We start from the raw sequence: 26,530 nt of genomic DNA, 5'->3' as shown, positions 1-26,530 counted from the left end.
AAGACGAATACCAGTCGCAAAAAATTACTTAAGTAATCGCTAAACCATAGCTTGCGCGATTTGTGGTCGCGTGATACTTAAGTAATCGCTTAATGAATGATCAAGCACAGGAGGAGATCATGACCGAACGTTCCGTTCAACATTCGACCATTGTCATCGAGCGCACCTATGACGCTTCGCCGGCGCGCGTCTTCTACGCATGGTCCGACAAGGACGCTTTGCTGCGCTGGATCAATCCGGGCGGGACCTGGGACATGGCCTATGACCATTTCGAGTTCCGCGTCGGCGGCCAGGATATCAGCCGTTTCGGCCGGCGCGGCGGTGAGACCTATACCAACCGGACCTACTACCAGGACATCGTCCAGGATGAGCGGATCGTCTCTGCGGGAACGATGGACCGCGATGGCACCCGCATTTTCAGCGGCCTGACGACCGTGGAGTTCAAGCCGTCGGGCAAGGGCTGCCGTATGGTCATGACCGAGCAAGGGGTTTTTCTCGATGGCGGCGACGTGCCTGAAAATCATCAGGCCGGCTGGGACAGCATGCTCGACAGTCTGGGCAACGAGTTGCAGCGGGAAAACGTCTAACCATTTTCACCGCTGGAAGTGCCATTCTCACGCATTCCAGCGGCCTGATTCGATAAGTGATCGGGGCAAGTGCATGCCATTGCCCTGCCATATTGATTGTTCATCTCTCGTTCATTGGATTAGACTTAAGTCTAATGTCCTAGGGACGTTAACGTGTTGAATGCCCTTCCGAAGAGGGGGCGTTTCACTGGAGGAACAATGAGAAAGTTGATTTCTGCAATATGCGCCGTCTTGATTTCAGTTGGAACCTTCGGAACGGTCGAAGTTGCAAGCGCAGCGCCGCTTACCGTTCAGAAGCCGATTGAAGCGGCCACGAACAATCCAAATGTCGAAAACGTGCGCCATCGCGACCGCTGGGATCGCCGATGGGACCGGCGGCATTACCGCCGGCACCATGGCTGGGATCGCCGGCACTACGGATGGGAACGCCGTTACCACAATCGCCGCTGGGACCGCAGGTGGGATCGCCGCTGGGACCGTCGCCACTATCGCCGGTGGGACCGCCCGCGCTACTATCGCAGTGATTACGACTCATGGCACCGCCCTTACTACCGCAGGAGCGGTGTCAGCGTCATAATGACTTTCTGAAAACATGATGAACCCCGGCAGGAAAAGCCGGGGTTTTTCTTATCCTAAACACGGCGAACATACGAAAATGTGATCATCGCGTGCGGGTGCTTTTCGCGATCTTTAATCTAGAGTGCCAGCCGGAAACCCTTGAAGCCACACCACTTTAGCCACAAGAGTTGGGAGACACTCCATGAACAGACTGGTTTCTTTTGCCGCGGCGCCGTTGCTTGCCATTGCGGTCTTTTCGGCGCCAGCGAATGCCGATCCGATCAAGGACAGGCAGGCGATCATGAAGGATCAGGGCAAGACCATCGGCAGCATCACACCCATTATCAAGGGTGAAAAGCCGTTCGACGCGGCAGCGGTCATTGCTGCGCTCAAGCACCTCAATGAGGACGCAAAGAAGATCGATCCGGCCACATTATTCCCCGCTGGCTCGGACAAGGGTGCCGAGACAACCGCTTCGCCAAAGATATGGGAAGACAATGCCGGCTTTACGGCTGCATTGGCCAAATACAAAAAGGACGCAGCCGAAGTAGCTGCCGCCGAGCCGAAAGATCTCGACAGCTTCAAGGTCGCCTTCAACCAGGTGACGGAGAATTGCGCTGCCTGTCACAAGGCCTTCCGCATCAAGAAAGAGTAGCGACCTTTGATAACCTCACCCCGATGGTCATCTGATGCGATTTTCTGCGCTTCCGGTGCTCATGGACTTGATGTCCACTGCGCTCCGGTTCTCGAAAATCGGGCTGGCTTCTCAAAAGATCGCTGAGCTTCCGAGATGATGCGCAAGCTCGGATTGCTTATCATCCTGCTGGCGCTCATTGGCGGGGCCGGGTTCTGGTTCCTGACGGCTCCGTCCCATGTCGATCCGGCGCGCCTCGCGGCGGTTGCCCCAGGTGACCCGCAGCGGGGCATGAGCATCTTCTGGCAGGGAGGCTGTGCCGCCTGCCATGCCGCACCAAAGGCCAAGGGCGATGCAAGGCTCGTGCTGGCCGGCGGCCTCAATCTCGTCACGCCGTTCGGCACGTTCGTGGCCCCGAATATTTCTCCGTCCAAACAGGGTATTGGCGACTGGTCATTCGAGGACCTCGCCAATGCCATGATGGAAGGTGTCTCGCCGGGCGGCAGGCACTATTATCCGGCCTTTCCCTACACGTCCTACGCGCGCATGCAGGTACAGGATATCGCCGACCTCTATGCTTTCCTGAAAACCTTGCCACCGTCGGACAATGTCGCCGGGCCGCACAGGCTCGGTTTCCCGTTCAATATCAGGCGCGGGCTTGGTCTGTGGAAACAGCTCTATTTGTCTCCCGAACCGGTGCTGACGATTGCCGATGCGAGCGATGCGATCAAGCGCGGGCAATATCTCGTTGAAGGGCCCGGCCATTGCGGCGAATGCCATACGCCGCGCAATGCCATTGGCGGGATGAACAAGGCCCAGTGGCTGGCGGGCGCCAGGGCGCCAGAAGGCAAGGGCGTGGTTCCGAATATTACCGGCGGCGAAGGCGGTATCGACTCATGGTCGGAGAAAGACATCGCCTATGCGTTGGAGAGCGGCTTCACGCCGGATTTCGATTCGCTCGGCAACTCGATGGCCGATGTGGTTCTTAACACGGCGCATCTCGAATCCGCCGACCGCGATGCGATTGCCGCCTACCTGAAAGCGGTGCCTGCGCATCCCAATGGTTATCCCGCACCCGCCAAGTGATTTCGCGCCATTCGTCAAAGCAGGCATGATTTTCCTTTTACCGGCCATTGTTCGGCAATTCTGACGTCGATGGCGCCGATCGTTTGCGCCATGCTTTCCGGCAAGGTGCCCCTTGGGGGTGGCGCCATGGTCATGGAAAGGGAAGCTCCAATGTTGAACCGCAGACAAACACTCGCTCTCCTGGGCGGCGTTGCCGCCGCCACAGCGCTGCCATTCGCGGCTCGCGCGGCTTCGGAGCCGCTGAAGACGTTGCGCATCGGTTGGCAGAAGAATGGTGTGCTGGCGCTGGCCAAGGGGCAGGGCGCGCTGGAGAAACGCTTCGAACAGCGCGGTATTAGCGTGAGCTGGGCGGAGTTTTCCTCCGGCCCGCCGCTCCTTGAAGCGCTTGGGGCAGGCGCTATCGACTTCGGGCCGACCGGCGACGTACCGCCGCTTTTCGCGCAGGCCGCAGGTGGAAACCTCCTCTATGCCGGAACCTACAAGGGCTCACCCGCGGGATCGGCCATACTGGTCCGCAAGGATTCACCCATCCAGTCGATCACCGACCTCAAGGGCAAGCGCGTCGCCTTCAAGCGGGGATCGAGCGCCCATAATTTCACGGTGAAGGCGTTGCGTTCGGCCGGGCTCACAGTCGCGGATGTCAACGCCTCCGACCTTTCGCCATCCGATGCGGCTGCGGCCTTCACTGCCGGCCAGATCGATGCCTGGGCGATCTGGGATCCCTATTTTGCCGTTGCCGAAAAGCGGCCGGAAACGCGGGTACTGGCAACTGCCGAAGGTATCGTCGATTCATGGTCGTTTTTTCTCAGCAATGGCGACTTCACCGCGGCGCATGGCGATGTGCTGACGGAGGTCTTCGATGAACTGACCATCGTTGGCAAGGGAGCGCAGGAGAATCTCGACGAGACGATCAAGACGCTCTCGAAGATTGCCGGCGTGCCGGAGGATATCCAGCGCGTTGCCCTGACGCGCAAGGGCGCGGATCTTGGCAGCGTCACCGCGATCTCTCCCGACGCCGTTGCCTATCAGCAAGCGCTTGCGGACGAGTTCTTCGATCTCAAGATCCTGCCGAAGAAGCTCAATGTCAGCGATGTAGTCTGGAAGGGCCGCCCCGCTTAAGAGACCTTTCGATTACTCCATCCTTATGGACGTCATACGATTTTCCGCGCTTCCTACCGGGGCGAGCCACGGGTCTCGCCCGCCTTCGGCCCCCCACAAGGGGAGAGATAAACGGCGAGCGATTTTCTTGGTAAGCGCTTTTTCAGCGCCGTTCGCAGGCGATCGTATTGGATGTCGAGGCGGTATATTTGCTCTGCATCGTGTAGAGCCAGCCCCGGCATTCGTCGAATGAACGGAAGCAGCGATAGGCCGAGACCGGCCAGCGTGCATCACTGTCGGAAATGAACGGGGAGTCCGTATAGCCCTGGAACCGCCCGATGATCACACCGCTGCCACGTGGCGGCGGGCTGCAGCGCTGGCCGGCATATTCGCTGACATTCTTGCGAACTGCGGCCTGCACGTCGCCGACATCCACGAGTGACAGAGCAGGTTGTGCCAGGAAACCAAGACCAAGCATCAGGACAAATGCGCTTCGTTTCATCTCAAATTCCTCCGGTCCATCGGAACCAATCATACTGAAATTGCCGCGCAATTGCGCCTTAATTTCTGCGTTCGGACCCAGGAACGGAGCGGAAAACCTTTAAGTTTCGCTCCAGACGATCACATTTGCGTTTTTCCGACGAGTTTCAGCGCATAGGAATAGACATAGGCGATTTCTTCCAGCCTTGAGAAGCGGCCGGATGCGCCGGCATGACCGGCGTCCATGTTGATGCGGAAGAGCACGGGATTGTCGTCCGTCTTGATCTCGCGCAATTTCGCCACCCATTTTGCCGGTTCCCAATAGGTCACGCGCGGATCGGTGAGGCCGGCAACAGCGAGGATCGGCGGATAGTCCTGGGCCGCGACGTTGTCATAGGGCGAATAGGAAGCCATGTAGGCATAGTCGGTCGCCGAAGTGATCGGATTGCCCCATTCGGTCCATTCGGGCGGGGTGAGGGGCAGCGTGTCGTCAAGCATCGTATTGATGACATCGACGAAGGGAACTTCCGCGATGATGCCGCCAAAATTTCCAGGCGCCATATTGGCGACAGCGCCCATCAGCATGCCGCCGGCGGAGCCACCCTGGGCGATAATGCGGTCATGGCTGGTGAAGCTTGCTGCGACGAGATGGCGCGACGCGGCAATGAAGTCGGTGAAGGTATTCAGCTTGTGCAGGCGCTTGCCGTTCTCGTACCAGTCATATCCCTTGTCCTTGCCGCCGCGAATATGGGCGATGGCGTAGATGAAGCCGCGATCGGCCAGCGACAGGCAATTGGTATTGAAGCTCGCGGGGATGGTCATGCCATAGGAGCCATAGCCGTAGAGCAGGCAGGGCGCGGAACCATCGATCTTCGTGTCACGGTGATAAACAATGGAAATAGGCACGATCTCGCCGTCCGGAGCAGGCGCAAGCAGGCGGCGCGTCACATAATCGTCCGGGTTGTGGCCGGAGGGAACCTCCTGGGTCTTCAGGAGAGTGCGTTCACGCGTGCGCATGTTGTAGTCGTAGAGTTGCGTCGGCGTGGTCATCGACGAATAGGAGAAGCGGATGACTTCGGTGTCATACTCCGCGCTGCCCTGCAGGCCGAGCGCATAGGCCTCCTCATCGAAAGCGATGGAGTGCTCCTCGCCGGTCTGGCGATCGCGAATGAAAATGCGCGGCAGGCCGTTTTCACGCTCCAGCCAGACGAGATGATTCGTATAAGCCGAATGTCCAAGCAGCAGCCGTCCGGGCTTGTGGGCGACAACCTCCGTCCAGTTGGCCTTTTCAGGCGCTGTGACCGGCGCGCTCATGATCTTGAAATCCTTGGCGCCGTCGGCATTCGTCAGGATATAGAACACATCGCCGCCTTCGGTCAGGCTGTATTCGATACCAGTCTGCCGTGCCGCCACCAGTTTCGGTTCGGCACTGGCATCATTTGCGGGCAGGAGCCAGATTTCCGACGTTTCGTGGTCGTGCATGTCGATGAAGATAAAGTCGTTCAGGGTGCTGCCGCCGACACCAAGGAAGAAGCCAGGATCTGTTTCCTCGTGGATCAGACGGTCTTCGCTCTCGGGCTGGCCAAGCTGGTGATAGAACAGGCGGGACGGCCGATGGTTGGCATCGACACGCGTGTAGTAAAAACCGTTGGACTGGGCATTCCAGATACCGCCGCCGGAGGTATCGCTGACCGCCTCGGTCGTATCCTGCAATGTTGCAAGATCACGTACCCTGAGTGTGAAGAACTCCGACCCCTTGTCATCGAAACCCCAGATCATCTTCGTGTGATCAGGGCTGTGGTCAGCGGACGCCAGGCGGAAATAGGCTTTGCCTTCTCCCTCAAAGTCGCCGTCGAGCAGCATGGTCTCCGGCCCGCCGTCGCGCGGCGTGCGGAAGAAGCGCGGCTGCTGGCCGCCGGTCTTGAACGACGTGCCATAGGCATAGGGGCCATCCTTGGAGGGTACCGATGAATCGTCCTCCTTGATTCGGCCCTTCATTTCATCGAAGAGCTTGCCCTGGAGGGCTTTCGTGTCGGCCATGAGCGCCGACTGATAGGTATTCTCCGCTTCGAGGTGCGTACGGATCGCCGGATCGAGCGTGGAGGGATCGCGGAAGACATCCTGCCAATTTTCCGCGCGCATCCAGGCATAGTTGTCGACACGGGTTATGCCGTGGCGGGTATCGGAAACCGGCCTCTTCTCGGACTGCGGGGCAGGGATGCTTGAAAAACGCGGCGTGCTGGTCATGGAAAAACTTTCAACGATTGTGCCGGTGGACAAGCTATGCCCTCGCGGCAATCAATTTGATGTGTGCTCAAAATCACGTGTAGGGAAAGTTATCGCCCCGTCAATCCCGATCAAAGACCAAGGCGTTGCCATTCATGCAATAGCGCAGGCCGGTCGGGAGCGGACACCGGGAAAACATGGCCGGGATGCGCGTCGCAATCGGCGTCGATTTTCATGACTTTGAATGTTTTTGTGTCCATTGCACTGTCCTTTTTTGCAGATCTAGGCACGAACACTGCTCACCACAATATCTGTTATTATAGAATGCTTGGAGTTTGCGGATTGGTTCCTCATTTTTGCCATTTTTTGTCTTAGTGGTATGCCGCTCCTGCTCAGGTGTGCAGTACATGTTATCGTATATGCAGCAGAGCTACGACTTTCTTGCGTCTATCTCTGGGTGCCAACCGATAAGCTCTGTTCTTGGGGATTTTCAAATCATTTCTTATGTAAACGAAGTATTGATTTGACAAATTCAATCTGTTCCGCAATAGAGTAGTATCAAAGGCGTTGGAGACTCCGCGTGTTTTCGACTTTATATTGCTGATTTTTCACTCGCTACCCGGATTTCAAATTAGACGAAGGAATTGGACTTAGATGACCACATTCGAGAATTCAAACACAACTGCCAGTGACGTTCTGCTTGAACTCACGGCTGAATTGGTTGCTGCCTATGTAAGCAACAATTCGGTGCCTGCTGGCGATTTGCCGACGCTCATTGCTGATGTCCATGCTGCCCTTGGCCGCGTTGGTGGTGCAGCAGAAGCTGTCGTTGCAGTTCAGGAGAAGCCGAAACCGGCAATCAATCCGAAGAAGTCTGTCGCGGACGACTATATTGTCTGCCTTGAAGACGGCAAAAAGTTCAAGTCATTGAAGCGCCATCTGATGACACACTATAGCCTGACCCCGGAACAGTATCGTGAGAAGTGGGATCTTGATCCCAGCTATCCGATGGTCGCTCCGAACTATGCCGCCGCCCGTTCGCGCCTGGCGAAGAACATGGGCCTTGGCCGCAAGCGCAAGAAGGCCGCATAACACCACTGCGATATTTCGACAAGACGGCGCCGAAAGGCGCCGTTTTGCTATTTGGATGCGGCAAGGCATTATCCCTCAAGACAGAACCTTGTCGAGGAAGGCACGCATCACGCTGTTGAATTGCTGCGGCCTTTGCAGCGGTGCGAAATGGCTCACGCCGGGCAGGGCGATCAGTTCCGCGCCGGGAATAGTGCTTGCAAGATATTCGGCATGTTCAGATTTGATAAATTCGTCATGCTCGCTTTGCGCGATCGCGACGGGCACATGGATATCTGCCAGATCGCGCGCGGAATAGTTGGGCTCAGTCTTCATCATATGGCCGATCGCTTCGGCAAAAGCCTGGAACTGGTCCGGCGTGGCCGATAGCTGGGCATAGTCCCGGGCGTGCCGGCGGAAGCATCGATCAATGATCGGACTTGGCTCGAACTCCTTTGTCCCGCTGGGATCCATGTTGCAGCCAAAGAAGAATACACCCGCGATACGTGCAGGGGCTTTCATGGCAAGGATCAAAGCGGTACACGCACCGTCGCTCCAGCCCACAACCACTGCTTTTTCAATCTGCAGTGCGTCCATCACGGCCAGAACGTCGGAAGCCATCAGCTCATAGGTAAAAGGCCGCAGATCACGCGTACTGCGGCCGTGGCCACGGCTATCGACAAGCACCACGCGATGGCCGGAACTGATCAGCATTGGAACCTGATAACCCCAGTTACCACTATGGCCGAGACCGCCATGCAGCAGGATCACAGGAGGACCGGCGCCGTATGTCGCATACCAGATCCGTGCGCCGTCGTGTTCCACGTAGCCTTGATCGCCTGTGGCAGGCAGGGGCGCCGCACCATGCGCCGCGAACTTGCTGAGGTCGTCGTCGTAGGATTCCATATTGATCTTACTCGCAGGGAGGATCGCCCATTGTCGCCAGACACTATAACCTCGAAAGATCAGCTGATTCAACGTCCGGCTCTGATACGCCCTGAGCAAACCCTCCTCCAGGAGCGCGGGCGAGCCTGTCTTGCTTGGTTGACATCGAGGCCCTCAGGCTTTCGAGCGCCTGCTTCAATCCGATGTGGCGGTTGAGATCGTAACTCCAATGTCCCTTGACGCCCTTGAGCCGCTCGCGCTCGATCAGGCGCTTGAGGCGTCTGCACAGTTGTGCCTTGCCTTCCTCACCCCTCGTCATGACGGCGTCGAGATCCTCGCCGCAGAGGATCTGCAGGGCAGCTCGCTGCCTTGCCTGGTCTCGCTGCTCTTCCTTGGCCGCGAGAAACGCCGTTCTCTGGTTCTTCCAATCAATTGCTGACATGCATCCATTCCCTGCTTGTGAATGGATGCAGTATGACGATCAACAGGCTTGGTAGGATAAAAGTCCTTAAAATAAAGCTGAAAATAAGAAAAATTTGATATGAAATCAATTTGTTAGTGTTGATGTGGCGGAAAACTTATCCACGGTCTTGATGCAAGAAATATAAGAAGATATTCCTATCACTGAAGTGGAGTGAGAATGTCTTCGAGTTTCCCCCGTCTGATGCGATCCGCCACTGGTGCGCAGGCGATGATCGATGCGCTCCGGCCGAGACGGGGCAGATTCAAGGTGCCACTGGCGCCTGTGATGTTCGATGAGGAGGCGCCGATGGATGAGCGCCTTTTTCAGGTTTGCGATGGGGTTGTCGATATCCTGTCGGCGTTCTTCAATGTCAGCGGCCGCGAGCTGCGGTCGCACTCGCGCTGTGAGCGTCCGGTGGCGCGCGTGCGGCAGATCGGCATGTATGTCGCGCACGTAACGCTCGCATTGACCATGAGCGAGGTTGGGCGCGCTTTCGGTCGCGACAGGAGCACGGTCAACCATGCCTGCCATTTGATCGAGGACATGCGGGAGGAATTGGAATTCGACCGGATCATGCAGACGATCGAAAACATCGTCAAAACTGCCTTCATGCGCAATGGGACGGTACGCCGATGAGCGTTTTAGCCAAGGGAAACGCCAGCAGTCCGGTGGTTCAAAGGCTGTTGCGCTTTATCGCCAAGGGCCCGGTCAAAATCGTGGAGCAGGCGAACCGCGAAAAACTGCTGCTGGAGAGCGGATCCCACGGTGCGATCTCCATCGACCGGCATGCGATGAAGTTCGCATTGAGCCAGGGCCTTGCAACGCACATGAATAAAAGGCTCTCGATCAACGATGCGGGCCGGGCCTGGCTGCGCCGTCGCGAATGCCCGAACGATCCCTTTGCAAGGATGCGTCCGGCGAACCGCTGCTTGGCGACGATGCATTCAAGGCGGGCGAGCGGCTGCGGACCGATTTCACAATGGGCAACTTGATGCCGTCGATGGGCGTCAATTGGGATGTCACCGGTTCCGGCTCGCGTGCCAATGGCGTGCTCGAGATCACCGACGCCGCCCTTGCCGCACGCCAGAGGGTCGAGCGGGCGCTGGAAGCGGTCGGGCCGGAACTTTCCGGCGTCCTCATTGACGTCTGCTGTTTCCTGAAAGGGCTGGAGGTGGTCGAACGCGAGCGGCAATGGCCGGTGCGCTCGGCGAAGCTTATCCTGAAAACGGCCTTGGCTGTGCTCGACCGGCACTATCATCCGGCGCCCCCGACACGCCGACGGCCCCGCATCATTCATTGGAAACCGAGGACTACCGGCCTAGTATCAATGGCGGCTAGGACTAACGTAGCATTGGAATGGATATACTTCTGTGATATATAGATATACAAAGGAGATATCTATGGCCCTCTATGTCCGCGACAGTGAAGTTGATGCCTTGGCGACTGAAATTCAAAGGCTGACAAAGGCGAAGACCAAGACGGAAGTCGTACGCAACGCATTGAAGCACGAACTCAAGCTCGTACGCCAGGCAATGCCTGCCAAAGACAGATTTGCCAAGTCCAAAGCCATGGCTGCCGCAATTGGAGAAGATGACCCCGATTTCGACATGAAAACATATCTCGATGAAATGTGGGAAATGTGATGTTTGTAGACGCCTCGGTAATTGTCGCAATCATTCGCGAGGAGCCTGGATTTGAAGAACTGGAGAAAAGGATTGCATCTGCCGACGGAGCGTTTTTCGTTTCGCCGCTAGTCAAGTTTGAAGCGTCAAACGCACTTGCGCGCGCCAGATCGGGCGCAACAAAAAGACCGTCGTCCAATATGTTGAGGCAAGCTCAAGCTGCCGTTGACGAATTCATTGAAGCACTCGGGGCAGAAGAAATCTCTATATCTCCCGAAATCGGCAATGGTGCGATCGAAGCCAGCTGTCTTTATGGAAAGGCCGTCGGCCATCCTGCCGGATTGAACTTGGGCGATTGTTTTGCCTATGCCTGTGCCAAGGCTTGTCAGGTCGATCTGTTCTACAAAGGCAATGATTTTGCCGCGACCGATCTGGCCTAATGCTGCGTGACCTCGGCAGTGGCAAGCGCGCCTTGGGCCTCGTTACGAATGCGGCCGATCATGGCGCGCAGGCCATTGGACCGCTGCGGGGTGAGGTGTTCATCGAGACCGAGAGTCTTCAGGATGGCTTCGGGGTTGATCGCCAGAATCTCGGAAGCCTTTTTGCCCGAATAAAGCACCATCATGATTGCAACGAGACCGCGCACGATATGCGCGTCGGAATCACCGACAAATTCGATGACCGGATCGGCATCACCGTTGAGCGTGCTTTTCAACCATACCTGGCTGACGCAACCCCTGACCTTGTGGGCGGCATCGCGGGCAGATTCCGGATAGGGCCTCAGGTCGCGTCCAAGGTCGATGACATAGCGATAGCGATCTTCCCAATCATCGAGAAAATCGAAATCAGCAACAATGTCGTCAATTGTCTGTGCCATGCAAAATTTCCTGTTCATGGCATATATAGTGACCCGAACCTCAAACGTCACCGTTTTAATCGAAGAAACGGGTTACTTCTTCGCGACTGTCCCGGTCTGGGTCTTGTCGTCCACGTCGTTGGCCTGTTCGCGCTGTCGAGTCGCCGCTTCCAGGATTTCGCGCAGCGCCATTTCACGCAGTTTCGCCTTGATGGCATCGCCCTGGCTGGTTTCCGTGACGGCCTTTAAGCCGCTATGGGCGGCTGCTACCGCTGCGTCGGCGCTGTCCGCATCAAATTTCTTCGCATTCTGCCCGAACTGGGTATCGAGATATTCATAGCCAACCTTGGCGACTTCGCTTGCGCGCACGCCAGCGGTGGAAAGCGCTGCCTTGCCGGTTTCGCAGGCCTGCGGCTTGCGTGTGCAGAAATCGCCGAGGTCGGTGATCGTCTCGCGCGCGGCGATAAAGGCTTCGATCGGGCCAGGCTGCGCGGCACCCTGCTGATGATCCTTCGAGTCCACGGGAATGAACAACGAGATCAGCATCATCCAGAAGCAGAACTTGATCGCAAACCTGATCAAAAAGAACATTTTCCCATTCCTCTGTCGCACCGCATTTCCAGAGCGGTTCATGAGGGAATATTGACATAGATCCGGCAAAAACCCGTTGAAACGCATTTCTGCATTTGAGCGATCATAGAAACGAAGGATTAAGAATTTTTGAGGCGGGAAACGGCGTTTTGCGATTCGAGCGGCAAAGTACTGCAGAAGGGAAACCCTTCATTTACCATGCCTGTCACAATCGCTTGAAACAGGAGCCGCGCGGTCGTGGCGGCCCCGGTTTTATCCTTTCCTTAAAGCCTCGTCTGCAAAAGTTAACGGCGACAGGGGTGTTGTGAAAACACTCTGGAAATGACCGCGAAAAATCTGGCGATTGCCGGCTTTCGCGGAAAGCAGGAAAATATTTGTGCCGATTCAGTCCGTCACACGATCCAAGATTGCCGGGGCCTACGAGCGCCTCTGCAAGCGTTGGGTAAGCTCATCCGTCGCCGGCGCTGCCGAGCGCGACCGCGATGCACGCATGGCCGGCACCATCTTTGCCATGCCGATCATGCTCGCCGTTGCAATGGTCACCAGCAACTTCATGCTGGGTGAGCTCGCCGGCATCGTCAGCCTTGTTGTCGGCGTCCTGGCTCTTCCGATGATTTTCTGCGGTGCGCTTTCGCTCTCCAAAGACAGTACTGCGGTCGGCATGAGCGCGCTTGGCGCCTACGGCCTGTCCATCGCGTCGATCAGCGCCGCCGCATCGTCCGCCAACCTGTTGCTGTGGATCATGGCCGCCGCCATTCCGCTCGAGGCCTGGTTCATCTACCGGTCCGAAAGGTCGCTTCGCGTTTCAGGCGGCGTTGCCGCCATTGTGCTGGCAGCGCTCCTCATCGTTTCATTGCGTGCGGATGGCAGCGTCGCGCTGTCGCCGCTGTCGCTTCTGACCTCGTTCGGCTATCTGGCAACGCTGGTCACAAGGACCGCGAGCGCCCTTGCTGCCCGCGCCATGGCAGCGCGCCGCGATGACCGTGTGGCCGATCTCGAAAGCGCCATTGAGGGTGTCATATTCAGCCTCGGAACCGGCGGTCTTATCGTCTCCCTGTCATCCAAGGCGCAGGATCAATTCGGCATTGCCCGCAATCTCCTGATCGGCACGCCGCTGCTCGACCGTGTACACGTGTCTGACCGGGTGCAATTTCTCGGCTTTCTGGCCGACATGAAGAATGGTGCGCCGAGCGCGGCTGTCGAGGTGAAACTGCGCTGCGTAGCGCCGGGCGAGGTTGCGAAACAAGCGCATAGCGTGCGCTTCGCCACTTATCGCCTGCGCGCCGTGCCGCACAGCCAGGGTGAGGGTTTCGTTGTCGTCGCAACCGATATTTCGCAGGCCGTTGCCGACCGCAATGCACTGGCAATCGCGCGCCGCGAAGTCGAAACCGCGGAAATCGCCAAGGGCAGGTTCCTCGCTTCCGTCAGCCATGAACTGCGCACGCCGCTCAATTCGATCATCGGTTTTTCCGACGTGCTGCTGCAGGAGATTTGCGGCAAGCTGCCTGACGGCCGCCAGCGCGAATATGTCGAACTGGTGCATCGCTCCGGGAACCATCTTCTGTCTGTCGTCAATGCGATCCTCGACGTGTCGAAAATCGAGGCAGGCACCTATCCGATCTTTGCCGAAAGCTTCGCCTTCAAGGAAGCCGTGACGATGGTGCACGACATGATGGCGCATCAGGCCTCGCAGAAGGGCGTGACGCTTTGCGACCGCGTCAGCACGCGCATCGGCAATGTCGTTGCCGACAGCCGCGCGATCCACCAGGTGTTGATCAATCTCGTCTCGAACGCCGTCAAGTTCACCGAAAGCGGCGGTGTCGTGACCATCGACGCATTGATCGAGGATGACATGCTGGCCTTCTCCGTCAGCGATACCGGCATCGGCATCGCCGAAGCCGACCTGAAGACACTCGGTCAGCCTTTCCGCCAGGTGCAGAACGACTACACGCGCAACCACGAGGGCACGGGCCTTGGCCTTGCCACGGTCAAGGGGCTTGTCGGGCTGCATGGCGGAGATCTCAGGATCAAGAGCGTCCCGGGGCAGGGCACGGTGGTGGATGTTCGCATCCCGCTCAATGGCCCTGTCTTTGAATACGTTCACGAAGAAGAACCCGCGAATATTGTCGAATTCAACGCGGCAAGCGATATGAAGGGAGGTTCCCATGCGGAAGCCCGTAAATCGGCCTAGCAAGCGCCGTGCTCCCAAAAGGGGACGGATTGCTACGGCTTTTCTGGCGGCGGGCGGTTTGATCGCCAGCAATCCGGCCATTGCAGGTGGCTCGACGGCTTTTCTTGTGACGCTGGGCTTCATCTCCGCCAACGCACTCTGGTATCAGCCGGAGGGGCATGACGGGGTGTTCTTCCGCACGCGTCCGGATCTTGTTTTCAAACCGATCAAGCGCGAGAGCGGCATGCCCGGTTCCTCCTCGCAGAACCAGCCCGCGGATGCACCCATTCGCAAGGTAAAGTCGGTGCCGATTCCGCAAAGCCCGGATCCCATTGCCGCCGCCATCAATGGCGAGCCGGTCCTGGCGCCCGGCGGCGATCCGGAAGTGGCCAAGCTGCAGCAGAAGCTGCTGGCGCTCGGTTTCTACAGCGGAACCGTCGACGGTATTTCCGGCAAGGGCACACGCGCCGCCATTGACGCCTATCGCAAGGCGACAGCCGAAATGGGCATCGAGGTCGAGCAAACGGTCGATAATGCCAGCGAAACCACGGCCAGCATTGCAGTTCCGGCGAAGAAACCGGGGCAGACCGAGGAAAAAGCCACGGTACAGAAGGTTTCAACCAACCCGGCGCCAGATGCTGCAGGCAATGCGGCTCCCGGCGGTTTGGCACCTGCTGAAATCGTCCGTGTCCAGGCAGGTCTGCGCGCCTTCGGCAATGATATGGTCGAGATCGACGGCAAGGTGGGCGCGTCCACCAAGACTGCCGTGAGTGAGTTTCAAAAGCTGTTCCGCCTGCCGGTCACCGGCGAGCCGGACAAAAAGCTGTTGGCGAAAATGCAGGAAATCGGGTTGGTGAATTAAGTTCTGACTATCTCCCACAAGGGGAGAGATAATCGGCCGGTGCAGAGCCTAATCGAAAGCGGAATCCCCATGCGCCTGACATCTGAATTCTGGGTTTCCGCGCTGGTGCGCCGGATAAACGGCAGCGGTGCATTTGCCGCGCTCAGCAACAAGGGCGCCGTGGAAGCTGGCGCCATCTTCATCAAATTCCGCAATGCCGACGGGAGCTACGATCTGTTCGGCCCCGCGCCGCAAATGGTCTATGACCAGACCAAGCCGGACGAGCGCCTGTTTACAGCGCTGAAAGCCGGCGTCGCAGAAATGGAAATCAACGACGATCTGGAAAAGCAGAAGCGCTGGGATCGCGATCTGTGGATTGTCGAGATCGAGGATTATCGCGGCGACCGGTCGGAATTGTTTCCCGTCGCGAAGGAAATTTAGCCGGAAGACCGGCTCATCTCGCCGAAGCTTTGCATGGTTCTGGCGGCGTAAAAGGAGCTGTGGTGCGCATAAGGTCATTGAAGACAGCAACTGTGCGGCTCGGCCATAACCGGCAAGCAAGCCCATGCGCCATGTATCTGTCAGGAAACCCTGCGGCTACCGCTTTCGTAATCCTGCGCCATCTCGCGCAGTTTCTGCCGCAATTTTTGCGAGTTCTCTTCGGTCTTCCAGCGTTCGATGGTCATCTGCGCCTTGTCGCGATCGATCTGGCGATAGGATTGGACGAACAGCCGCAGGGAATGCAGGTCCTTGTGGACGAGCCCGAAGAGCCCGGTGAGGATCAGATGCGCGGCTTCGGCGGAAAGGCCAAGCGAGGCAAGGGCGATCGTCAACTCCGCATTGAGGCCATGGCCGATGATGCGTGCGGCACTGCCTTGATCGAGGCCGATCGCCTTGGCGAATTCCTGTTCGAAGAATGCTGTCTGGTCGAGAAGTGCTGCGTCGATCAGATGATTGGCGAGCGCCTGATCGCTGGAGAAACCCGCATCGCTGTCGCGCATCAGGGCTTTCAGGGCTTCGCGGGTTTCGCGCAGGCGCGGCGATTCTTCGGCGGGCGGCGTATCGGATAATTCGGCCCCGTCGCCATTGTCGAAATGCGCCTGGATTTCCAGGGCACGCTCGATCGCCGGATCGTTGAAACCCTCGAGGACGCGCAGGAGTTCGGGATCGGCGATCCGCCGCCGCGCGATAGCGCGCGCATGGCCGATGCCCTTATGCGTGATGATATCGATGAGATCGGACGGCTGCAACAGCGGCGAGCGCAGGAGCAGCGGTGCGGAAATATCCACCTCGTCCTCAGCGAGCGCGAGGATGAGGCGTTTGGGGGCATGCGGAAGCTCGGACAGGGCGGCAGCCGCATGGCGGCGCACCCGCGGAGAGGCGAGGGCAAGAAGCGGAACCGCGAGATCCTCGAGCTGCTGCGCGTCGCTCTTTGCCGGTCGGGAGACACAGCAGAAGGCGGTAATCGATGCGGTCAGGAGATCGTCAGCCTTGCTGCCGCCGCTGCGGTCTTCAAGTGCCCGAAACTCAGGATACTTCACGAACACACTCCACTCGACGCACGACGCAGTTAAACAATGGCTAAAATTAGCCGCGAAGCGTTAGCAAGCCGTTAACCATCGGTGTGTCTAATCAAATTATGGCGCAAATCATGCGCGCGTACGCATCTGAGTAGTTAAGGAGATTCAACGAACCGAACGGATGGGCGATATGGGGTTTGTCATCACATTTCCAGGCAGCGCAATGAAACGCCGCCCCAAAGCAGATACGCAACGATCGGCAACGGCCGAAATCATGATCTTTCCCGGCGTGCGCTATGAGCGCTACACGCCCGAAGCGCCAAGGCGCACCAAAGCAAAACCCGCACGCAGATTTTTCGATACGATGCCCCAGCCGGGTTGAGAATTCCGGCCATCGTCACAACATATAGGCTTGGATTTCCGCATCTGGAGCAGAGCCGATGTTTATCGTTTCCTTGACCTATGTCGCGCCGCTGGACGAGGTTGATGCGGCTATCCCGGCGCATGTTGCGTTTCTCGAGAAACATTACGCGACCGGCACATTTCTCGCGTCGGGTGCCAAAGTGCCGCGAACGGGCGGGATCATCCTCGCCAACGCCAGCAGCGAAGAAGCGTTGCGGGAGATTCTGTCCGCAGACCCGTTCCACCAAAAGAAACTTGCCTATTACGATGTGCAGGAATTCGTGCCGTCGAGAACGCAAGCCGGTCTGGAAGGTCTGCTTGGCTGAGAGCCGGCCGTTCAAAGCAATGGCGTGCAGCTGGTACTTTTCAAAAAGGCATCGACCTGCGATTTCCAGGATTCGTCCGGCACAAAGCTGCGCACGACGACGAAGCCCTCATCCATATCCGCTTCGATCAGAATCGAATTCTCTGCCGCGGCGGGCTTGGTCTTGTTGAGTTCGATCATCTGCAGGGGCGTCGCGACGACCAGATCGAGCTGGTCGGCGATCGCCGTCCGGTCATTGATGGAATAGATGTTTTCACCCTGGCGATTGTAGACGGAGATCGACCAGTAGGGCGTCGTCCCGACACCCGTGATGTGGGCGGGCAGATCCGTTATGTCGAAGCGGCAGGCAGCGGCCTGGAACAGTGGATCGAAGGCGAGGGGCACCGCACCGGCTGCGCCGCCGCGTGTCACCGCATGGAATTTCCAGTCATAGCCATAGGCGGAAATGCGCGACCATGCATTGCGGTCCGAATAGTAGGGTACGAGCAGCACGACCGCGATATGGACGAGGCCGGCGCCGACGAGACCAAACAGCAATGTGCGAAGGATCCTACCCATCACAGCTGGTCCTCCTGATGGCGGGGAATTTCATGTCGACCAGTCCGGAATTGCTGCCGACCGGTGTGTCGTAGAGCGTCATGACAAGTACCATGCGCCCACTGCCGGCGGTCGCAAGCCAGTTGCCGGGCTGTGCCTTTGGCGAGACATTGACGATGAAACGGCCATCCTCCTGGCGGAAAACCTGGCGGGAATGGATTGCGGGCAACCTGTCGGCGCCGGGCTCGAGCGCGGTCAGCGCACGATCAGCCGCATAGAGCGTCCAGAAGCGCGAATTGGGACTGTTGCCTTCGATCTTGTAGGTGCATCGCCGGTCGAGCGTCTTTCCCTGATCGTCGCTATAGGCATAGAAGGCGAGACCCTCGGCACTGCCAAGCGGAAAAGCGCCCTCGCGTGCGGCGCGCGCTTTAGCATAGGGGTCGGAAAGCGAGGTGCCGGCATCCGGATGTCCGGTCCACTGGCCGATGGAGAGGGCGCCGAAACCGTCGAAACGATTGACCGCATACCATGCGCTCAGCGTGCCGCCGCCGACAGCAATCACAAGCGCAATGAGGGCAAGGAAGACATTTCGAAGCATGAAACGATGACTACACGGGAGAGACCATGCACGCAATCAAAGCGCGGAGACTTTTGCGGGCAGGACTGGCGGTTTGAGCTTCGGCGCTTCTTTCAACGACTGGCCGATTTCCCGCACTGCCGTTGCCGTGGCGTTGGAGAGCACCCGTGGACGCTCTTCCTGCTTCAACGCGTCGGTGTCCTCTTCGGTCGGCTGTCCCTTGGATGCAGCAAGCTCCTCCCGCTTCGGCATGGTCGGGTCGATGCCGGGAATGGCCTTCAGATCGATGTTCTGATGGGCGTAATTCATGAATCGCTGCCATGTCATCGCCGGAAGAATACCGCCCGTCAGTTCCTTGGTCGGCGTGAAATTGTCATTGCCGAACCAGACGGCCGCCGTGTAATTGCCGGTGAATCCGGCGAACCAGGCGTCACGATAGCTCTGCGTTGTCCCGGTCTTGCCCGCCACACGCGTCATTGGCAGGGCGGCCCGCCGGCCTGTACCCCATTCGGGCACCTGCGACAGCATGATGTTCATGTTGTAGGCCGCGGTTTCGGAAAGCACCCGATGCGGCTTGGCGCCATCCTTTTTCCAGTCCCAGAGAACATCGCCGTTCTGGCTGAGAATCTGCGTGAAGGGATGCCGCATGCCGGCAATGCCCCCCGTGGCAAAGACATTGTAGCCCGTCGCCTGATCCATGACCGTCATGCCTGACGTGCCAAGCACCATGGTCTTATGCGAACTGATCGGCGATTCAACGCCAAAGGCCTTGGTCAATGCAACAATGGGCGCTGTGGTCAGATAGTCTTTGGCAAGCCGGACCGGCACAGTATTGATGGATTTGACCAGTGCCGTGGTGAGGTCGATCTTCCCCAGATATTGGCGCGAGTAGTTCTGCGGTGACCAGTTGCCCCAGGACACCGCGCCGCCGGAGACCAGCGTCTTCGGGGTCATGCCCTTTTCCATGGCAGCAGCATAGACATAGGGTTTGAACGACGAGCCAGCCTGGCGCAGCGCGGCCGTGGCGCGGTTGAACTGGCTTTCGCCATAGTCACGCCCGCCGACGATCGCCCGCACGGCGCCATTGTTTTCCATGACGACGATGGCCGCCTGGGTCACATGATATTCCTTGCCATATTGGCGCAGGTGATATTCGGCCGATTCTTCCACCGCCTTCTGGATGCCCGTATCGAGGGTGGTGCGCACGACGAGTGTATGGGTCGGCAGTTTCTGCGCCACCTTGCGCACTTCGTCGAACGTCCAGTCGAGGAAGTAGTCCGGGCTTTCCGAGCGGCCGCGATCGACCACCGTGGCGGGATTGCGGCGGGCGCCGACGACCTGGCCCTCGGTCATTAACCCACCCTGGACAAGATTGGAGAGCACCACATTGGCGCGGGCACGGGCAGCAGGCAGATTGACGTGCGGCGCATATTTGGCCGGAGCCTTGAACAGGCCAGCAAGCATGGCGGCTTCCGCCAGGTTCACGTCCTTGACGCTCTTACCGAAATAGAACTGCGAAGCGGCCGCAATGCCGAACGTGCCGCCGCCCATATAAGCGCGGTCGAGATAGGTCTGCAGAATTTCCTTCTTGCTCAGGTTGGATTCGAGCCAGATAGCGAGGAAAGCCTCCTTGATCTTGCGATCGATGCTGCGCTCATTGGTGAGGAACAGGTTTTTCGCCAGCTGCTGGGTGATGGTCGAGCCGCCCTGAACCACCGAATTGGCGCGCAGGTTTTCTGTCATGGCGCGCGAAAGTCCGAGGAAATCGATGCCGAAATGGTCGAAGAAACGCCTGTCTTCGGTGGCGAGGACAGCCTTGATGACATGATCGGGCAGTTCGTCGATCGGGACGGCGCTGCGATGCAGAATGCCGCGCTGGCCGATTTCGTTGCCATAGCGATCGAGGAAGGTCACCGCGAAATCGTCGCGCGTGCGCCAGTTTTTTTCGGTCTCGTGAAAGGCCGGGATCGCCAGCGTCAGCATGACCACGGAGCCGACCGTACCCCAGGTGAATCCTTCGCTCAAGACTTCGATTATCGCGCGCCGCCAGCCGCTGACGTGAAAGCGGCGGAAGAAAATCGTGGTATCTTCCCAGAATTCCGCCAGACGGAAGCGCAGCTCGTAAAGGGTCGAATCGATCCAGGCATCAAGTCCGAGTAGCGGCGAGACCTTGAATCGCTTGCGTTCCCTGTCTGGCCTGGGCTCTTCCATCAAAAATCTTTGCCTGCCCTGTGCTCAGTCATACCTTCCAGCGAAGAATATGGTGTAGCCGATGACGCTTAACAGCTTCTTAGGATGGCTGTTGAAGCTCGTATATGGTCGTTTCATCCCGAAAGAGAGAATACCGCCTTTTTACGGTGGGGGACAGGGGTTGGCGGTACCACATCATCATTTTATGCGGGCTGTTGCGCAAATGTTTCCTCTTGCAATTGATCGATTCCGATGGATTGCTGCCGATATTCAATCGTGGGAGCAAAAGCATGTCCATTGAACATTGGATAGCCTTCGTTGCGGCATCGGCGGTTCTTCTCGCCATCCCGGGCCCCACCATTCTTCTCGTCATTTCCTATGCGCTCGGGCATGGCCGACGTTTTGCGGCCGCGACGGTGGCGGGTGTGGCGCTCGGCGATTTTACCGCAATGACCGCTTCCATGCTTGGCCTCGGCGCCCTGCTTGCAACGTCCGCAGCAATTTTCACGGTGCTGAAATGGGTTGGTGCCGCCTACTTGATCTATCTCGGCATCAAGCTGTGGCGCGCGCCGATCGCCAATCCCGAGACGGGGGAAATGCCGGCAAAGAATGAAAAGGCCATGCGCATTTTCCTCCACGCCTATGTGGTGACGGCGCTCAATCCCAAGAGCATCATCTTCTTCGTGGCCTTCCTGCCGCAGTTTCTCGACACCACGCGTCCCGTCTTCATGCAGATGGCGATCTTCGAAACGACGTTCCTTGTACTTGCGACGTTGAACGCAGGCACTTACGCCTTGATGGCCGCGATGGCGCGCCAGACCATCCGCAAGCCGAAGGTCCAGCGGGTCGTCAATCGTACCGGGGGATCACTGATGATCGGGGCAGGGTTGTTGGCGCTTGGATGGAAGAAAGCATAGAGAACTTTGATAACTTCACCCTGATGGGCATCTGATGCGATTTTCTGCGCTTCCAGTGCTCACGGACCAAAACGTCCGCTGCGCTCCGGTTCTCGAAAACCACACCACCTGCCTCATCAGGTTGAATTCTCAAAGTTCTCTTCTCGTGTCACTAGGAAGAGGGCGCGGCGCAATGCGTCGTAGCGGCACTTCTCGACTATTTTGTCATGTCGTATACAACTAGGAAATTTTTCCCTGCTAGGAAAATAATCCTTGACTGCGTTACGGTGATCCTGTAGGTTTTGGTCATCGTCGGAAATGTGCCATTAACACCTCGCGGGCCCGGTCTGGCTTTTGCGACACTCCTTCTCAAGGACAATCCATGTTACCCCGTCTTGTTATGTCCATGCGCCGGCGCAGCGCATTCGCGCTATGCCGCGAGCATGGCTTGTCGGCATTCGAGATTGCACCGGTACTGGGTCTGAATGAGCAGCAGTTCTTGCGTGCACTGGAGCGCGACGGCCTCTCATTCAGCGAGATGCAGCAGGGGAGCCGGCAGCTGCGCATTGCCCAGCGGATCATGGACCTCCTGCGCAAGGAACTGGATACGCTGTCGGCGCTTGAGGCAGAGACGCCGAGCAAGGTGCGGCTCGATGCCCTGGCGCTGCTTGCCCGCACCATAGAGCGGGTCAGCGACCTGCAGGACCGTTTTGCAGCGGAACGCGCAGGAACAGCGGGCGGATTGAGCGCCGGCGAACTGCGCGCCGTTTTGAAACGCATTGACGAAAGGATCGACGAACTTGCTGAGTGCCGTGCAAGAGAATTGGTCCATGAAGAACTTGAACGAAAGGGAATTGCGGGCGGTCGAGCCGGAGTGGATGTTCAAGGGAAGGATAACGCAGCAATCCAAGAGAGGGGATTCTCCATATCCAAGTGTCCCCTCTCTTGCGATTTCTAGCACTTAGCAAGAGCTAAGATGCTGAAATCGCTTTCTCTCCCACAAGGGGAGAGATAAAGCGGCGCCGCCTTCGCGAACACTTCATCATTTTTCAGAAAGAATTCAATCGCATGGCGACGCTTGTTCTCACATCCCTGGCGGGCGCGATTTTCGCAAACAGTACTGCTGCTGTTGCTGCGGTCGCCACAGCTGCGGCATCGGTTGGCGGTTACCTGATCGACCAGGCGCTCTTCGGGCAGCGCATCGAAGGCGCGCGCATGTCCTCGATGCGGCTGACGGTGGCCGAAGAGGGAGCCGCCTTGCCGCGCGTCTATGGAGCTGCACGGTTACCAGGCACGCTGATCTGGGCAACACGTTTCGAAGAAGTGAAGTCGACGAAGCGCCAGGGTGCAAAGGGCGGGCCCAAGGTGACCAGTTACACCTACTTCGCCAATTTCGCGATCGCAGTCGCCGAGGGTGAAATAAGCCTGATCCGGCGCATCTGGGCCGATGGAAAGGAACTGGACCAGACACGTAGCCCTGTCCGGGTGTACAGGGGAAGCGAGCACCAACCGGCGGATCCGCTGATCGAGGCGAAGCAGGGAGGCGGCAACGTGCCTGCCTACCGCGGGACGGCTTATGTTGTCTTCGAGCGCTTTCCGCTGGACGACTACGGCAATCGCATTCCGCAGTTCCAGTTCGAGGTCATACGCGCGGTGGGCAGCGTGGCGCGCGATCTGAAGGCGGTTGCACTCATCCCCGGGGCAACAGAGTTCGGGCTTTCGCCGCAACTCGTCACCGATGAGCCGTCCAAAGGCGAGACAAGGGGACTTAATCGCAATTGCCTGCGCGATCAAACCGATTGGCAGGCATCTCTGGACGAGCTTCAGGCGCTGTGTCCGTCGCTGAAACATGTGGCGATTGTTGTTCCCTGGTTCGGCGCAGATCTGCGGGCCGCGCAATGCGCGATCAAGCCCGGCGTCATGGACCGGGCAGATCACAAAGAAAGCAGCGATTGGCGGGCGGGCGGCATTTCGCGTGCGGAGGCACATCTCGTTACCCGCGCCGGCAACGGCGCGGCCTATGGCGGAACACCCTCGGATCAGAGTGTCATGGCGGCCATCCGCGATGCCAGGGCCAGGGGCCTGAGCGTCATGCTCTATCCTTTCGTGATGATGGATATTCGGGCGGACAATGACCTGCCAGATCCCCATGGCGGCGCCAGGCAGGCCGCCTATCCGTGGCGCGGACGGATCACCTGTCACCCGGCGCCCTACCGCCCGGGCAGTGTGAATGGGTCTGCGGTTGCGGCCGGGCAGGTGGCGGCATTTCTCGGCGGTGTGAACGCCAGCGCCTTCCAGATCAAAAAGGATCAAATTGCCTACCGGGGCGCCAAGAATGACTGGGGTTATCGCCGCCTGGTGCTGCATTTGGCGCATCTGGCGGTTTGCGCCGGAGGCGTTCAATCCTTTCTTATGGGTTCCGAGCTGTGTGGCCTGACGATGATACGGGACCAGTCCAACGGCTTTCCCTTCGTCAATGCGCTCTGCGATCTGGCGTCCGAATTGCGCGACGTTCTTGGTGGGGCATGCAAACTGACCTATGGCGCCGACTGGACGGAATATTTCGGGCACCATCCGCAAGACGGATCGGGCGATGTCTATTTCCATCTCGATCCGCTGTGGGCGCATCCGGCAATCGACGCGGTTGGCATCGACAATTACATGCCGCTCAGCGACTGGCGCGACGAGGATTACAGCGTTCCCAATCCCGATGCTTTTGCCGCTCCGTATGATCTGAACGGTCTGCAAAGACAGATCGTGTCGGGTGAGGGCTTCGACTGGCATTATGCCTCCGCAAACGATCGTTCGTCGCGCGCCTGCACGCCGATCACAGACGGAAAAGGCAAGCCCTGGGTCTATCGATACAAGGACCTCGCCAGCTGGTGGAGAAATGCCCATTACAATCGCACGGGCGGTGTCGAAAACGCGGTCCCGACCGCCTGGCAGCCCAAGGGAAAGCAAATATGGCTGACGGAGCTTGGCTGCCCGGCTGTCGACAAGGGACCGAACCAGCCGAATGTCTTCCCCGACATGAAATCATCGGAGGGTGCCTTTCCCTATTTCTCCGATCATGGCCGTTGCGATCTTTCGCAGAACCGCTTCCTGCGCGCGCATTTTGGCTATTGGGGGCGCGGGCCACGGCGGGCCAATGCTCGACATGGACCGCCTTTATATTTGGGCCTGGGATACGCGGCCCTTTCCGGAATTTCCCTTGAAGAGGTCATTGTGGTCGGACGGCGACAACTGGACGTCGGGTCATTGGTTGAACGGCAGGCTGTCAGGGGTTGCGCTTGACGAATTGATATCGGCAATCCTTGCGGATTTCGGCGTGACAAACATCGATACGAGCCAGGTGGACGGCTTCGTCAGCGGCTATGTCGTCGAAGAGCCGACGAGCGCGCGCTCCGCTGTCGAACCTCTCCTTGCGCTGTTCGGCGTCAATGCTTTTGAGAGCGGCAACAGCCTGATCTTTCAAAGCGCCATGCGCATGAACGCGAAAGCGCCACGCATCGAGGAATTCGTGGAACCGGAGGAAGGCGGTCCGGTGACACGGCGGATCCAGGAAATGACGGATCAGCCGGCGCGCGTCGAACTGGCCTATCGCGATCCGATGCTGGACTACCAGGCGGCGATGAGCTTTGCCGAGCGAACTGAGGGCAAAGGCACGGAAAACATTGCCATTCCGGGCATGATCGATACGGGACAGGCGAAATCGCTTGCCGAGGAATGGCTGCAGGCGCGCTGCGCGGCGCGGCGCACCGCCGTCTTTGAACTGCCCTGGAAACAGGCCGGGTTGAAAGTGGGAGACCGGATCAGACTTGCCGATACAAACTCGCCTCCGGATTTCGTCATCACCTCAATCGAGGATGGAGCCACGCGCCGTATCGAAGCTCGTGCCCTGCCGCAGCATGTGCGCTATCCCGATCGCGCCAAGCTTCCGGTGCAGGCGGACGGCGGCAAGTCTGCGGTTCGAGGAAGGCCATATTTCCAGCTTCTGGACCTGCCGATGTGGCCGGGCGTGGAAAAGCCGGTCGAGCAGTTTCGTGTCGCCGCATTTGCCAAGCCATGGGGTGGGGTGAGCGTCTACGCCTCGCCCGAAGCCGCGGGATTTGAGCCAAGGGCAATTCTGCCCACTCGCGCGGTCATGGGCGAACTCGTAGCCCCGCTGGCAGGAGGAGTAAGTGGCCGCCTGTTGAATGATAAGGGCCTTGAAGTGAAGCTCTACTACGAGAGCTGAGCTCGGTAACCTTGCCGCAGATGCTCAATGGCGTCAATTCGCCCCTGCTGGGCACGCCAGATGGCAGTTGGGAAGTACTGCAATTCCTCAATGCGGAGGAGACCCAGTCCGACCAATGGCGGCTGACCGGCCTCTTGCGCGGGCAAAGCGGAACGGAACGGGAAGCAATGCAGACAAGGCCAAAGGGGATGCCGTTCATTCTGCTGGATGAGGCGGTGAGTCCGGCAGGCCTGAAAGCGCAGGAAGCCGGCCTGGAACTGACCTGGCGTATCGGCGCCTCGGGTGAGGATTTTAGCGACCAGTTTTTCAGCACAACCACAAGAGCCGGTGGTCTGCGTGCCTTGCAGCCGCTTGAACCTGTTCACCTCAGATCGCGAACCGATTCGAATGGCGATATCCACATTGACTGGATGCGGCGCGGGCGAATCGATGCGGATAGCTGGCTTGCAGCCGATATTCCTGTCGGGGAGGAGCGTGAAACCTACCGCATCGAAATACGAAAGGATGAAAAACTGCTTCGGTTCGCTGAGGTCGACGAGCCGAGCTGGATTTACAAGGCCTCCGACCGATTGGCTGACCTCGGCAATCTCGATACCGAAATCGATCTCAGCATTGCAATGATTTCAGCTGCTGTGGGGCCAGGGCGGGCGATGCGCCGCAAATTGTCTCCCAAATAATTTC

Annotated in this window: 26 protein-coding genes and 4 pseudogenes; 19 read left to right on the top strand and 11 right to left on the bottom strand. The window is 58.4% G+C overall.

The genetic code is table 11. The annotated features are described in order from the left end of the window. Window positions 1–119: 119 nt before the first annotated feature. The 5 genes from BLM14_RS12805 (at window position 120) to BLM14_RS12785 (ending at window position 3,984) form a co-directional block, all read left to right on the top strand. Window positions 120–587: an SRPBCC family protein gene (locus BLM14_RS12805; RefSeq protein WP_099999707.1), complete on the top strand. Its 468-nt coding sequence runs from the start codon at window positions 120–122 to the stop codon at window positions 585–587. Window positions 588–785: 198 nt separating this feature from the next. Beyond that, window positions 786–1,175 (top strand): hypothetical protein, encoded by a 390-nt coding sequence (locus BLM14_RS12800; protein ID WP_099999706.1) that lies wholly within the window; start codon window positions 786–788, stop codon window positions 1,173–1,175. A gap of 172 nt (window positions 1,176–1,347) precedes the next feature. Then, on the top strand, window positions 1,348–1,800 hold the full coding sequence (locus BLM14_RS12795; RefSeq protein ID WP_099999705.1) for a c-type cytochrome: 453 nt from the start codon (window positions 1,348–1,350) through the stop codon (window positions 1,798–1,800). A 135-nt stretch (window positions 1,801–1,935) separates the two neighbouring features. Next, a complete protein-coding gene (locus tag BLM14_RS12790; RefSeq protein ID WP_099999704.1) occupies window positions 1,936–2,865 on the top strand; it encodes a c-type cytochrome in 930 nt (309 codons plus the stop codon). 150 nt (window positions 2,866–3,015) lie between these two features. Further along, a complete protein-coding gene (locus BLM14_RS12785) occupies window positions 3,016–3,984 on the top strand; it encodes an aliphatic sulfonate ABC transporter substrate-binding protein (protein WP_100001283.1) in 969 nt (322 codons plus the stop codon). Between the two features lie 142 nt (window positions 3,985–4,126). Here the strand turns inward: BLM14_RS12785 and BLM14_RS12780 are convergent, their stop codons facing one another. The 3 genes and pseudogenes from BLM14_RS12780 to BLM14_RS32440 form a co-directional block, all read right to left on the bottom strand. Next, the gene (locus tag BLM14_RS12780; RefSeq protein ID WP_100001282.1) at window positions 4,127–4,465 is read right to left on the bottom strand and encodes a metallophosphoesterase; all 339 of its coding nucleotides are present in this window, start codon (window positions 4,463–4,465) and stop codon (window positions 4,127–4,129) included. A gap of 119 nt (window positions 4,466–4,584) precedes the next feature. After that, on the bottom strand, window positions 4,585–6,690 hold the full coding sequence (locus tag BLM14_RS12775; RefSeq protein ID WP_099999703.1) for a S9 family peptidase: 2,106 nt from the start codon (window positions 6,688–6,690) through the stop codon (window positions 4,585–4,587). Window positions 6,691–6,790: 100 nt separating this feature from the next. Further along, window positions 6,791–6,893: pseudogene (locus BLM14_RS32440) on the bottom strand (peptide-methionine (R)-S-oxide reductase); the annotation flags it as partial. 430 nt (window positions 6,894–7,323) lie between these two features. On the opposite strand from BLM14_RS32440, the gene BLM14_RS12765 reads away from it, so the two are divergent. Beyond that, window positions 7,324–7,761 carry a Ros/MucR family transcriptional regulator gene (locus BLM14_RS12765; RefSeq protein WP_099999702.1) on the top strand — a complete coding sequence of 146 codons (438 nt, stop codon included), beginning with the start codon at window positions 7,324–7,326 and terminating at the stop codon, window positions 7,759–7,761. A gap of 75 nt (window positions 7,762–7,836) precedes the next feature. On the opposite strand, the gene BLM14_RS12760 is transcribed toward BLM14_RS12765, so the two are convergent. Next, complete coding sequence (locus BLM14_RS12760) at window positions 7,837–8,643, bottom strand: alpha/beta fold hydrolase (protein ID WP_099999701.1); 807 nt, start codon at window positions 8,641–8,643, stop codon at window positions 7,837–7,839. Window positions 8,644–8,797: 154 nt separating this feature from the next. After that, a pseudogene (locus BLM14_RS12755) lies at window positions 8,798–9,064 on the bottom strand (cytoplasmic protein); the annotation flags it as partial. Window positions 9,065–9,262: 198 nt separating this feature from the next. Here BLM14_RS12755 and BLM14_RS12750 point away from each other — a divergent pair. The 5 genes and pseudogenes from BLM14_RS12750 (at window position 9,263) to BLM14_RS12730 (ending at window position 11,147) form a co-directional block, all read left to right on the top strand. Next, entirely contained in the window at window positions 9,263–9,721 is a 459-nt protein-coding gene (locus tag BLM14_RS12750; RefSeq protein WP_237143358.1) for a helix-turn-helix domain-containing protein, read from the top strand. A gap of 47 nt (window positions 9,722–9,768) precedes the next feature. Continuing rightward, complete coding sequence (locus BLM14_RS12745) at window positions 9,769–10,077, top strand: hypothetical protein (protein ID WP_133123953.1); 309 nt, start codon at window positions 9,769–9,771, stop codon at window positions 10,075–10,077. Then, window positions 10,023–10,423, top strand: a pseudogene (locus BLM14_RS12740) (DUF6456 domain-containing protein); the annotation flags it as partial. The gene BLM14_RS12745 and the pseudogene BLM14_RS12740, both read left to right, overlap by 55 nt. Window positions 10,424–10,485: 62 nt before the next feature. Continuing rightward, a complete protein-coding gene (locus BLM14_RS12735; RefSeq protein WP_099999698.1) occupies window positions 10,486–10,728 on the top strand; it encodes a type II toxin-antitoxin system VapB family antitoxin in 243 nt (80 codons plus the stop codon). Beyond that, window positions 10,725–11,147 (top strand): type II toxin-antitoxin system VapC family toxin, encoded by a 423-nt coding sequence (locus BLM14_RS12730; protein ID WP_237143357.1) that lies wholly within the window; start codon window positions 10,725–10,727, stop codon window positions 11,145–11,147. Before BLM14_RS12735 ends, BLM14_RS12730 begins: the two co-directional genes overlap by 4 nt. Here BLM14_RS12730 and BLM14_RS12725 read toward each other — a convergent pair. Together BLM14_RS12725 and BLM14_RS12720 are read right to left on the bottom strand one after the other, a co-directional pair. Next, window positions 11,144–11,584 carry a SufE family protein gene (locus BLM14_RS12725; protein WP_099999696.1) on the bottom strand — a complete coding sequence of 147 codons (441 nt, stop codon included), beginning with the start codon at window positions 11,582–11,584 and terminating at the stop codon, window positions 11,144–11,146. The two genes, BLM14_RS12730 and BLM14_RS12725, sit on opposite strands and share 4 nt — an antisense overlap. Window positions 11,585–11,656: 72 nt before the next feature. After that, complete coding sequence (locus BLM14_RS12720; RefSeq protein ID WP_099999695.1) at window positions 11,657–12,154, bottom strand: DUF5330 domain-containing protein; 498 nt, start codon at window positions 12,152–12,154, stop codon at window positions 11,657–11,659. 376 nt (window positions 12,155–12,530) lie between these two features. Between BLM14_RS12720 and BLM14_RS12715 the strand changes: the two genes are divergently transcribed. The 3 genes from BLM14_RS12715 (at window position 12,531) to BLM14_RS12705 (ending at window position 15,606) form a co-directional block, all read left to right on the top strand. Then, on the top strand, window positions 12,531–14,345 hold the full coding sequence (locus tag BLM14_RS12715; protein WP_099999694.1) for a sensor histidine kinase: 1,815 nt from the start codon (window positions 12,531–12,533) through the stop codon (window positions 14,343–14,345). Then, window positions 14,320–15,186, top strand: coding sequence for a peptidoglycan-binding domain-containing protein (locus BLM14_RS12710; protein ID WP_099999693.1), 867 nt, complete (start codon window positions 14,320–14,322; stop codon window positions 15,184–15,186). The genes BLM14_RS12715 and BLM14_RS12710 overlap by 26 nt, the downstream gene beginning before the upstream one ends. 69 nt (window positions 15,187–15,255) lie before the next feature. Beyond that, window positions 15,256–15,606 (top strand): DUF1491 family protein, encoded by a 351-nt coding sequence (locus BLM14_RS12705; RefSeq protein WP_099999692.1) that lies wholly within the window; start codon window positions 15,256–15,258, stop codon window positions 15,604–15,606. Between the two features lie 140 nt (window positions 15,607–15,746). On the opposite strand, the gene BLM14_RS12700 is transcribed toward BLM14_RS12705, so the two are convergent. Continuing rightward, window positions 15,747–16,706, bottom strand: coding sequence for a DUF2336 domain-containing protein (locus BLM14_RS12700; RefSeq protein ID WP_099999691.1), 960 nt, complete (start codon window positions 16,704–16,706; stop codon window positions 15,747–15,749). A 169-nt stretch (window positions 16,707–16,875) separates the two neighbouring features. On the opposite strand from BLM14_RS12700, the gene BLM14_RS12695 reads away from it, so the two are divergent. Then, a complete protein-coding gene (locus BLM14_RS12695) occupies window positions 16,876–17,067 on the top strand; it encodes a hypothetical protein (protein ID WP_133123952.1) in 192 nt (63 codons plus the stop codon). Between the two features lie 58 nt (window positions 17,068–17,125). After that, a complete protein-coding gene (locus BLM14_RS12690) occupies window positions 17,126–17,413 on the top strand; it encodes a YciI family protein (protein WP_099999689.1) in 288 nt (95 codons plus the stop codon). Between the two features lie 11 nt (window positions 17,414–17,424). Here BLM14_RS12690 and BLM14_RS12685 read toward each other — a convergent pair whose 3' ends face one another. Genes BLM14_RS12685 through BLM14_RS12675 form a run of 3 tightly spaced genes read right to left on the bottom strand, consistent with a single transcriptional unit; the run spans window position 17,425 to window position 20,737 of the window. Continuing rightward, on the bottom strand, window positions 17,425–17,970 hold the full coding sequence (locus BLM14_RS12685) for a DUF1254 domain-containing protein (protein WP_099999688.1): 546 nt from the start codon (window positions 17,968–17,970) through the stop codon (window positions 17,425–17,427). Next, window positions 17,963–18,547 (bottom strand): DUF1214 domain-containing protein, encoded by a 585-nt coding sequence (locus BLM14_RS12680; RefSeq protein WP_099999687.1) that lies wholly within the window; start codon window positions 18,545–18,547, stop codon window positions 17,963–17,965. The genes BLM14_RS12685 and BLM14_RS12680 overlap by 8 nt, the downstream gene beginning before the upstream one ends. Window positions 18,548–18,583: 36 nt before the next feature. Then, a complete protein-coding gene (locus tag BLM14_RS12675; RefSeq protein WP_099999686.1) occupies window positions 18,584–20,737 on the bottom strand; it encodes a transglycosylase domain-containing protein in 2,154 nt (717 codons plus the stop codon). A 269-nt stretch (window positions 20,738–21,006) separates the two neighbouring features. Between BLM14_RS12675 and BLM14_RS12670 the strand changes: the two genes are divergently transcribed. The 3 genes and pseudogenes from BLM14_RS12670 (at window position 21,007) to BLM14_RS32660 (ending at window position 26,526) form a co-directional block, all read left to right on the top strand. Beyond that, the gene (locus BLM14_RS12670; protein WP_100001278.1) at window positions 21,007–21,633 is read left to right on the top strand and encodes a LysE family translocator; all 627 of its coding nucleotides are present in this window, start codon (window positions 21,007–21,009) and stop codon (window positions 21,631–21,633) included. 361 nt (window positions 21,634–21,994) lie between these two features. Continuing rightward, a complete protein-coding gene (locus tag BLM14_RS12660; RefSeq protein WP_133123951.1) occupies window positions 21,995–22,570 on the top strand; it encodes a hypothetical protein in 576 nt (191 codons plus the stop codon). A 110-nt stretch (window positions 22,571–22,680) separates the two neighbouring features. Continuing rightward, window positions 22,681–26,526: pseudogene (locus BLM14_RS32660) on the top strand (baseplate multidomain protein megatron). Window positions 26,527–26,530: the final 4 nt, after the last annotated feature.

It is taken from the genome of Phyllobacterium zundukense (genome assembly GCF_002764115.1).
GTDB lineage: Bacteria > Pseudomonadota > Alphaproteobacteria > Rhizobiales > Rhizobiaceae > Phyllobacterium > Phyllobacterium zundukense.
This window is presented reverse-complemented; position numbering and strand designations above follow the sequence as displayed.

What these genes read in the sequence shown, in the direction of transcription:
- BLM14_RS12705 (WP_099999692.1), top strand. Translation starts at nt 15,256, where the DNA reads ATGCGCCTGACATCTGAATTCTGGGTTTCCGCGCTGGTGCGCCGGATA.
- BLM14_RS12660 (WP_133123951.1), top strand. Translation starts at nt 21,995, where the DNA reads ATGTTACCCCGTCTTGTTATGTCCATGCGCCGGCGCAGCGCATTCGCG.
- BLM14_RS12800 (WP_099999706.1), top strand. Translation starts at nt 786, where the DNA reads ATGAGAAAGTTGATTTCTGCAATATGCGCCGTCTTGATTTCAGTTGGA.
- BLM14_RS12785 (WP_100001283.1), top strand. Translation starts at nt 3,016, where the DNA reads ATGTTGAACCGCAGACAAACACTCGCTCTCCTGGGCGGCGTTGCCGCC.
- BLM14_RS12670 (WP_100001278.1), top strand. Translation starts at nt 21,007, where the DNA reads ATGTCCATTGAACATTGGATAGCCTTCGTTGCGGCATCGGCGGTTCTT.
- BLM14_RS12750 (WP_237143358.1), top strand. Translation starts at nt 9,263, where the DNA reads ATGTCTTCGAGTTTCCCCCGTCTGATGCGATCCGCCACTGGTGCGCAG.
- BLM14_RS12735 (WP_099999698.1), top strand. Translation starts at nt 10,486, where the DNA reads ATGGCCCTCTATGTCCGCGACAGTGAAGTTGATGCCTTGGCGACTGAA.
- BLM14_RS12695 (WP_133123952.1), top strand. Translation starts at nt 16,876, where the DNA reads ATGGGGTTTGTCATCACATTTCCAGGCAGCGCAATGAAACGCCGCCCC.
- BLM14_RS12720 (WP_099999695.1), bottom strand. Translation starts at nt 12,154, where the DNA reads ATGTTCTTTTTGATCAGGTTTGCGATCAAGTTCTGCTTCTGGATGATG.
- BLM14_RS12760 (WP_099999701.1), bottom strand. Translation starts at nt 8,643, where the DNA reads ATGGAATCCTACGACGACGACCTCAGCAAGTTCGCGGCGCATGGTGCG.
- BLM14_RS12780 (WP_100001282.1), bottom strand. Translation starts at nt 4,465, where the DNA reads ATGAAACGAAGCGCATTTGTCCTGATGCTTGGTCTTGGTTTCCTGGCA.
- BLM14_RS12685 (WP_099999688.1), bottom strand. Translation starts at nt 17,970, where the DNA reads ATGGGTAGGATCCTTCGCACATTGCTGTTTGGTCTCGTCGGCGCCGGC.
- BLM14_RS12675 (WP_099999686.1), bottom strand. Translation starts at nt 20,737, where the DNA reads ATGGAAGAGCCCAGGCCAGACAGGGAACGCAAGCGATTCAAGGTCTCG.
- BLM14_RS12725 (WP_099999696.1), bottom strand. Translation starts at nt 11,584, where the DNA reads ATGGCACAGACAATTGACGACATTGTTGCTGATTTCGATTTTCTCGAT.
- BLM14_RS12790 (WP_099999704.1), top strand. Translation starts at nt 1,936, where the DNA reads ATGATGCGCAAGCTCGGATTGCTTATCATCCTGCTGGCGCTCATTGGC.
- BLM14_RS12690 (WP_099999689.1), top strand. Translation starts at nt 17,126, where the DNA reads ATGTTTATCGTTTCCTTGACCTATGTCGCGCCGCTGGACGAGGTTGAT.
- BLM14_RS12710 (WP_099999693.1), top strand. Translation starts at nt 14,320, where the DNA reads ATGCGGAAGCCCGTAAATCGGCCTAGCAAGCGCCGTGCTCCCAAAAGG.
- BLM14_RS12805 (WP_099999707.1), top strand. Translation starts at nt 120, where the DNA reads ATGACCGAACGTTCCGTTCAACATTCGACCATTGTCATCGAGCGCACC.
- BLM14_RS12795 (WP_099999705.1), top strand. Translation starts at nt 1,348, where the DNA reads ATGAACAGACTGGTTTCTTTTGCCGCGGCGCCGTTGCTTGCCATTGCG.
- BLM14_RS12775 (WP_099999703.1), bottom strand. Translation starts at nt 6,690, where the DNA reads ATGACCAGCACGCCGCGTTTTTCAAGCATCCCTGCCCCGCAGTCCGAG.
- BLM14_RS12765 (WP_099999702.1), top strand. Translation starts at nt 7,324, where the DNA reads ATGACCACATTCGAGAATTCAAACACAACTGCCAGTGACGTTCTGCTT.
- BLM14_RS12680 (WP_099999687.1), bottom strand. Translation starts at nt 18,547, where the DNA reads ATGCTTCGAAATGTCTTCCTTGCCCTCATTGCGCTTGTGATTGCTGTC.